This window comes from Acetatifactor sp. (genome assembly GCF_982438285.1).
The window spans coordinates 1-7,222 of record NZ_CEWDFQ010000155.1 but is presented as its reverse complement, the minus strand read 5'-3'; the positions used below and the strand labels follow the sequence as shown (position 1 = coordinate 7,222).

Annotated in this window: 8 protein-coding genes and 1 pseudogene; 1 reads left to right on the top strand and 8 read right to left on the bottom strand. The window is 43.2% G+C overall.

Going from position 1 to position 7,222, the window contains the following annotated elements:
- The 3 genes and pseudogenes from AC1WIP_RS08955 to AC1WIP_RS08945 all read right to left on the bottom strand — a co-directional run.
- Positions 1-228, bottom strand: a pseudogene (locus AC1WIP_RS08955) (tyrosine--tRNA ligase); the annotation flags it as partial.
- Between the two features lie 14 nt (positions 229-242).
- On the bottom strand, positions 243-1,451 hold the full coding sequence (locus AC1WIP_RS08950) for a VWA containing CoxE family protein (protein ID WP_481141519.1): 1,209 nt from the start codon (positions 1,449-1,451) through the stop codon (positions 243-245).
- 24 nt (positions 1,452-1,475) lie between these two features.
- Positions 1,476-2,291 carry an AAA family ATPase gene (locus tag AC1WIP_RS08945; protein ID WP_481141518.1) on the bottom strand — a complete coding sequence of 272 codons (816 nt, stop codon included), beginning with the start codon at positions 2,289-2,291 and terminating at the stop codon, positions 1,476-1,478.
- A 131-nt stretch (positions 2,292-2,422) separates the two neighbouring features.
- Here AC1WIP_RS08945 and metF point away from each other — a divergent pair, with 131 nt between their 5' ends.
- Positions 2,423-3,277, top strand: a complete 855-nt coding sequence (gene metF / locus AC1WIP_RS08940) for a methylenetetrahydrofolate reductase [NAD(P)H] (RefSeq protein ID WP_481141517.1) — start codon at positions 2,423-2,425, stop codon at positions 3,275-3,277.
- 75 nt (positions 3,278-3,352) lie between these two features.
- On the opposite strand, the gene AC1WIP_RS08935 is transcribed toward metF, so the two are convergent.
- From AC1WIP_RS08935 to AC1WIP_RS08915, 5 genes are all read right to left on the bottom strand, one after another.
- Positions 3,353-3,727: a hypothetical protein gene (locus tag AC1WIP_RS08935; protein WP_481141516.1), complete on the bottom strand. Its 375-nt coding sequence runs from the start codon at positions 3,725-3,727 to the stop codon at positions 3,353-3,355.
- A 20-nt stretch (positions 3,728-3,747) separates the two neighbouring features.
- The gene (locus tag AC1WIP_RS08930) at positions 3,748-5,814 is read right to left on the bottom strand and encodes an extracellular solute-binding protein (RefSeq protein WP_481141515.1); all 2,067 of its coding nucleotides are present in this window, start codon (positions 5,812-5,814) and stop codon (positions 3,748-3,750) included.
- 65 nt (positions 5,815-5,879) lie between these two features.
- On the bottom strand, positions 5,880-6,440 hold the full coding sequence (locus AC1WIP_RS08925; RefSeq protein ID WP_481141514.1) for an accessory gene regulator B family protein: 561 nt from the start codon (positions 6,438-6,440) through the stop codon (positions 5,880-5,882).
- 14 nt (positions 6,441-6,454) lie between these two features.
- Positions 6,455-6,610 (bottom strand): cyclic lactone autoinducer peptide, encoded by a 156-nt coding sequence (locus AC1WIP_RS08920; protein ID WP_481141513.1) that lies wholly within the window; start codon positions 6,608-6,610, stop codon positions 6,455-6,457.
- Positions 6,611-6,750: 140 nt separating this feature from the next.
- The coding region (locus AC1WIP_RS08915) for an ATP-binding protein (protein WP_481141512.1) at positions 6,751-7,222 on the bottom strand (472 nt) is incomplete at its 5' end.

The following is a 7,222-nucleotide window of genomic DNA, read 5'->3' as shown; positions in this document are numbered from 1 at the left end:
GATCATGCCCGTACCGCCTCCCAAAAGCGCAATGGGCTTATTTCCGGCCATCTGCAGCCTTTTCATCAGGCACAGCGCCATAAAATGCCCCACATGAAGGCTGTCCGCCGTAGGATCAAAGCCAATATAAAAGGTAGCCTTTCCATTATTGATTAACTCCTTGATTTCCTCCTCGTCCGTCAGCTGCGCCAGCAGCCCTCTCGCCTTCAATTCTTCAAATACCGTCATTTTTTTCTGCTCCTTTATCTTCCTTTATTTACCATCAATTTTATCATGGCCTGGTTCAGGCCGTCCACCGTCAGCTTATACATGGGAAACGTTTCCTTGATAGCGGTCTCAGCCTCCCGCCAGGGAGCCTTCCCGGGCGCCATCTTGGGATTGAGCCAGACTACCTTTTTATATTTGCGCTTTAACAGCTTCAGCCATTCATAGCCGGACAGGCCTCCGTTTGGCCCTCTGTAATTGCCCGTGTCGGAATAAAGCTCCTCCGGCGCCATGGCCGCGTCGCCTACGATAATCACCTTATAGTCGCTGTCCACATTGCGGAACACCCACTCTGTATCCACCCAGTCCCCATTCTCACACTCCGGGGTCTTATAGAGCTTGCTGTAAATACAGTTGTGAAAATAATAGGTTTTTACATCCTTGTAATGATTGGACTTATGCACCGCCTGGAACAGATCATTCAAAAGACTGCTGAAGGGGATCATGGTGCCCCCGGAGTCCATGAGCAGCAGAAGCTTCACCGCATTTTTCCTGGGCTTTTTCATGACGATCTGCAGACAGCCGCCGTTATTGCAGGTCTTGTCCACAGTACCCTCAATATCAAGCTCCGTCTCCGGAATGTCAAGCCGGCTGGAAAACTGCCTGAGCTTTCTAAAAGCCATCTGAAACTGCCTGTTGTCTAACACTCTGTCGTCCCTGAAATCCCTGTACTTTCTGGCGCCCACTACGGAAAAAGCAGACTGATAGCCGGTCTTTCCGCCTACACGGACGCCGCCCACATTGCCGCCCATATTTCCAAAGGAGGTTTTTCCCATGGTGCCGATCCAGAAGCTGCCGCCGTTATGCTCGCTGTCCTGATCCTTTAAGCGCTGTCTGAATTTCTCCTCCACGTCCTCCTTGTCCACCTGGATATCCTCCATCTGGTTTAAGTGGTTTCTGGCCTCCTCGTGGGCAAGCTCCATCATATCGGACTTGTCCAGCCATCTGAGCATTTCCGCTCCCACCTCAGTCTCGTGCTCCGCAGCCTTAAAGCACTCCTCAAAGGCCATGTCGAATTTGTCGAAATCGGTCTCGCTCTTTACCAGAATCATGCGCGCCACATAATAAAATCCCGTAAGGGAGCTGCCGCACAGCCCCTTGTCCAGAGCCTCCTGCAAAGTCAGCCATTCTCCTAAAGTCACCTTAAGCCCCTTGGAGCGCAGATTTTCAAAAAAGTTTATAAACATCGGCTTCCTCTTTCCTTCTCCCGGTTAAACGCCGGAATGCTTCACAAGCTCCAGATCCTCGTCCTTTTTTACCACCACACCCACAAAGGGCAGCGCGCTCCTTATGGTATCCGCAGAAATTCCGCCGATCTGAAGCGCATTGACCCAGTCAATCAATTCCGAGGTGCTTGGTTTTTTGCGGATATCCCGAATAGACCTGATATCATAGAACACCTCCATGGCGTTCTTAAGCAGATGCTCCTCCACATCTGGGAAATGCACCCTTACGATCTCCTCCATAAGCTCCTTGGAGGGGAAATCGATGTAGTGAAAAATACAGCGGCGCAGGAAGGCGTCCGGCAGCTCCTTTTCCGCATTGGAGGTGATGATTACAATGGGACGGTGCTTCGCCTTTACGGTTCTTTTGGTTTCGTGAATATAAAACTCCATCTGGTCAAGCTCCCAGAGAAGGTCATTGGGAAATTCCAGATCCGCCTTGTCGATTTCATCGATCAGAAGCACCACCTGCTCCTCGCTGTCAAAGGCTTCTCCCAGCTTGCCCAGCTTGATATACTTTGCAATATCATCAACACCCTCCTCGCCGAACTGTCCGTCGTAGAGCCTCTGTATGGTGTCGTACACATACAGGCCTTCCTGCGCTTTTGTGGTGGACTTGATATTCCAGATGATCAGCCGCCTGCTCAGCGCCTTTGCCACAGCCTCCGCCAGCATGGTCTTTCCCGTGCCCGGCTCTCCCTTGATCAGAAGGGGCTTTTTCAACGCAATGGCTATATTTACGCTTGCCATAAGCTCATCGCTGGCCACATAATCCTTGGTTCCCTGAAATCCCTGATTTTCCATATTGTCCTCATTTCTTTCTTGAAATTCATTTACCATCATGTTACGATATTCCTGTTCCAAAATCAAGAAATATATGAAAATATCATGCCGGCAGCGGCACATAAATATTTACGGAAAGGACAGCATATTTTATGATAACCGACTTATTCAAACAAAAAAGGACCCTCTCCTTTGAAGTATTTCCCCCAAAAAAGGACGGAGAATTTGAAGCGGCTTTTGAGGTCTTGGACGCTCTGGGAAGCCTGCAGCCCGATTTCATCAGCGTTACCTACGGCGCCGGAGGAAGCCGCTCCAAAAAAACAGTGGAGATTGCCTCTTACATCCAGAACACACTGCATATTGACGCTTTGGCTCATATGACCTGTGTAGGCAGCCGAAAAGAGGATCTTCTCAGCGTATGCGCAGAGCTTGCCCGAAACAACATAAGCCATGTGCTTGCCCTTCGCGGGGATCGTCCCAGGGATATGACAGACGAACAATTTGAAAACAGAGATTTCGCCCATGCAAACGATATGATGGCCTTCTTAAAGAAGCACTCCCATCTGCATCTGGCTGGCGCCTGCTATCCGGAAAAGCATTTCGAGTGCTTCAGCATGGAATCTGATTTGCAGAATTTAAAGCGCAAACAGGAGGCGGGCGCAGAATTTCTGATCACACAGCTTTTCTTTGACAACGACGCTTTTTATGCCTTTCGGGAAAAAGCTGCCGCTAAGGGAATTACCCTTCCTATCTGCGCAGGCATCATGCCCATCACCACGCCAAAGCAGATCGGCACCACCATTTCCCTCTCCGGCTCCAGCATCCCCAAGGCACTTTCCGATATCGTAGCCGCCTACGGGGACAACCCGGAGGATATGCGCAAGGCAGGCATCGACTACGCTATCCGGCAGATTCTTGATCTGCAGGCAAACGACGTTTGCGGCATTCACATATATACTATGAACAGACCTAAGACAGCGACGGCAATTGTGGCGGCAATTAGATGATTATGACCTCTGAAAAAGGAGCTGACAGAAATGTCAGCTCCATATATAATATTGGATGAATGATTTTATATTGAACTAATGTCCGGTTTGTCCGTAAATATCGCACCATGCACTACAGCTAAAAGAATAAACACACGTTAAAGTTGCAGTTGAATATAAAGTATCTCCTGCATAAGTGTCTTTAAGACTTTCACTCCAAGTTTTTCCACCAGATGTCGTATGAGAAAATCCTGACCTATATACAGAATTTCCATCTGAATAATTATACGTAAACATTACATACATAGAATCGCCATATGCATCCGTCGTCCAATAGCTTTCAATGACAGTATCTCCATTAGCGCTTTCAACTGCTCGGTCATTAATTTCTGCTGCATTTGCATACATCATATTACAGCATAGCATAACAACAGATAAAAAGCTCACCATTAGTTTTTTTACTTTTCTCATATTTTTTCTCTTTCCACAATCTATTCATCCAATATTAACTGCACCCTGCTTTGTATGATTTGCGCAGTCTCCTCTGCGTTTTTGTCCCCGTGAAAAAAGACTTCTGCCTCCTCTAATATGATGCTTCTTATTTTTGCATCCAATATACCGTTTTGAAATTCTCCGTGTTGTATGATATCCTCAAAGACAGCAATTTCACTGTCCTTTACAGAATCTATATCTGCATTATTTATTCGAATTTTCTGGTTTTTTGCCTTTTCCCAAGAAGCCTCAAAAGCATTTTCGCATATGGGCCAGCCGACCCCCTCCTTCTCCTGGTAATCAGAATCCAATAATGTCTTCAAAAATTCCCAGGCCCCTTCCTTATTCTCACTTTTTGCATAAATTCCGCAAGCATCCACTGACATATTGGCAATATACCTTTGTCCTTCGGCAGTAGGATAACCATATATTTTCACATCGCGGCCATAACTGCCAAACAATGTCATATAATCATATGGAGAGGACAATGTCATATTGAGAAATAAGGTTTGCTCCGCCATTTCCTCCATGGATACAGAACGATGAAAAGGCACTTCTTCATTTCCATACTGCTTGCAGTACTGCAATAATTGCATAAACTCCTCGCATGCAAAATTCGCCTTTCCTGTATCCTGCTGGATGAAGTCTTCCTTCATTCCCCAAAGAGCATACGACAACATCTGGCTGGCAGAGGAATCCACAAAAATATTTTTCTCACCGGCATTTTCCTCAATTAAGTCAAACATCGTCTGCAAATTCCATTCATCTATTTTGGGGGAATCCGCAGGAGAAATCACTATCCCTGACAATGTATAATGGGGTATCAAAGCATATGTTTTTTTGTCAACCTGATAAGCTTCCACTATTTTCCACAGAATCTCCTCACCGTGCATGCTCTCATTCAAATAAGGTGTTAAATCCTGCAAATATCCTTGCTCTGCATAAGCATAATAATCATTGAAAAAATACAAATCTATGATATCCGGAGCATCTCCTCCTGCCAGCTCTGCCTGCAGCTTCAGCTTCCCGCTTTCAATGTCTCCATTTCCATAAACCCTGACCGTCACATAATACTGTTCATTCTCTCTGTTGAATTTTACAATTTGCTCCTGCATTACATGGTTTATCATAAACGTCCCATAAACGATTTGGTTTTTTTGTTCTGAATTAACCGACTTCTGCCGCTCCAAATCGTAAAGCTCCAAATTCCCATTTTCACTTTTCACAAATAGATGGATTCTTTCGTTTTCCAGACCTTGCTCTTCTATATAACCGGCATAAATTTCTGTAGACGATAACCCGCTTCTCAAAAGATTTGCTTCTGACAAAATTCTGCCGGAAGCTCTTTCTATACACAGTAGGTTATTATCGGCCGTCAAACAAATCTGAGCATCATCACTGTACAAAACCTGAATATTTTGTCTACAAGGATAATTTATGCTCCATTTTTCAACAACTCCATCTTTTCCTATGTCCGACAACTTTATTTCCTCATAAGTGCCTGCTAGGCATTGGACTTTTCCGGATTCCTTTTCCTCCAAAAAAGCTGCACAGGTTATTTCTCCCTTCAGACTGCTTACTTTTCCTTCATCATACAGAGCAACGATATTATTTCCCATTACAAAGTACAAATTTTCTTCGCTATCCACCCAGAAAGCAGAAATATCTTGTACATTGCTGCCCATATCTGCTGAAGAAATGTCTGTCAGCGCTTCCCATTGATAATCATTTCCCATTTTTCGGATTTGTGCATCTTTTCCATTGCCGACACAAAGGTACAACGTATTTTCTCCCACAGCCAGAGCAATAATATATTCCTCTTCTTTTTCCCTCCATTCTACGGAAGTCATATTTTCATTGATATGATGCAGACAATTCTCTTTCTCCGCCGTCAATACCCATATGCCATTCTGTCCGACCAAGACCTGTCTTGGCAACGCAAGAGCCTCTTCCCTGGCATATTCAATGCTATATACAATTTCATCCACATCCTGCCTGTCATTGCCGCACGCTGTCATACATAATGCAGCAATTACAATCACAATATACATTATGAGCTTTTTCATACATAACCCTTTATTCATACCAAAACCGAAAACATAAACCATGAGAATTGCAATTCAAATTAAACCTAATTTCTTATATTCTTCACATGATTGTCAATCTTTCCCGCAACAAGCGATACAGCCACGATAAAGAAACACATTACTACTGCTGTGTATAGAACCTCTACTCTGAGCACAACTGCCAAGACAAACAATCCCCCTTCTACAACTAATATACCTCTTGTCTGTCTGCGGTAAACTTGATACTCTCTCCAATCTAATCGTTTATTTGGGGTATCTATAGGTGCCATAACATATACAATCCCGAACATCACCAGCATAATCATTGAATATGTAAAAACGGACCACTCTTTTGCAATAAAAATAGCAAATGTGAAAAGTAACATGCTAATGGATAAGAGTGTACAATTTATTCTAGTCTTTGCATGAAATCCGCCTGCAAATTTCCGTAATGGAAATATAAGAAGCCATAAAATAAAACTGCTAAGTAAATGTCCGAAACATCCTCCTATAAACACTATAGTGCCTAACCCAAACATATTCTCCACAAAAGTTTCCAAACCATATTGCACCACTTCCATGTCTTCTGCAGCAACAGCTCCTGCCTTATACAAATACTTTGTCAATAGCCTGACCCGTCTCAAAATTTGCGCAGCTTTTTCAACTCATTAGGTGGTGCTGGCTGATATGACCAAATTATACATGCCGAATTAGCCTCCAGACTAGCTGTCTTCTTAGCAATTTCAGCTAAAGCAGTTTCCCATGCTCTGTATCTTGTCTTTTTCTTATGTTTCATTGTGCTTCCCTCCTTTCTTCTTTGTATTATAACAAAAAAAAATTTTTGTGCCGCATCTTGTTATAAATAGCATATTTTCGTGTCAAAATTCGGCAAAAAAAGGATATTGCTCTAACGCATAGGTAAGGCAACACCCTTCTTTATAAATACAACATGATTTCAACGCAAAAGTCTTTATCTTTTGGTATAATTTCCATGTCGCCATTATATTTTTTTACAATTTTCCTTACATTCTTAAGACCAATTCCGTGATAGCTTAAATCTTTCTTTGTTGTAAGTATCATACCATTATCCTGTAGTAAATTTCCGTTGTAACTATTGGTAACAGCAATATGTAAAACCTCCTTTTCATATTGTATCAACACCTTCAAGGACTGTTCTTTCGTCATACTAGCCGCCTCTATAGCATTTTCCAACAAATTTCCAAGAATTGTATTCACATCAAAAGAATGAGAAATTTCTTCTGGAAGAGATACCTTTACATTTACTTGCTTTAGAGTATTTTTAGCCTTTAACAGTTGATAATTTAACACACTATCAATTTCTCTATTTCCTGAGCTTACTATTTCATCCGGATTATCCAAAAAATCTTTCATATCCGTTATGTAATCC

Bases quoted from the DNA above. Each gene is read 5' to 3' on its own strand.
- AC1WIP_RS08950 (WP_481141519.1), bottom strand. From the start codon at position 1,451: ATGTTTATAAACTTTTTTGAAAATCTGCGCTCCAAGGGGCTTAAGGTG.
- AC1WIP_RS08945 (WP_481141518.1), bottom strand. From the start codon at position 2,291: ATGGAAAATCAGGGATTTCAGGGAACCAAGGATTATGTGGCCAGCGAT.
- metF (WP_481141517.1), top strand. From the start codon at position 2,423: ATGATAACCGACTTATTCAAACAAAAAAGGACCCTCTCCTTTGAAGTA.
- AC1WIP_RS08935 (WP_481141516.1), bottom strand. From the start codon at position 3,727: ATGAGAAAAGTAAAAAAACTAATGGTGAGCTTTTTATCTGTTGTTATG.
- AC1WIP_RS08930 (WP_481141515.1), bottom strand. From the start codon at position 5,814: ATGAAAAAGCTCATAATGTATATTGTGATTGTAATTGCTGCATTATGT.
- AC1WIP_RS08920 (WP_481141513.1), bottom strand. From the start codon at position 6,610: ATGAAACATAAGAAAAAGACAAGATACAGAGCATGGGAAACTGCTTTA.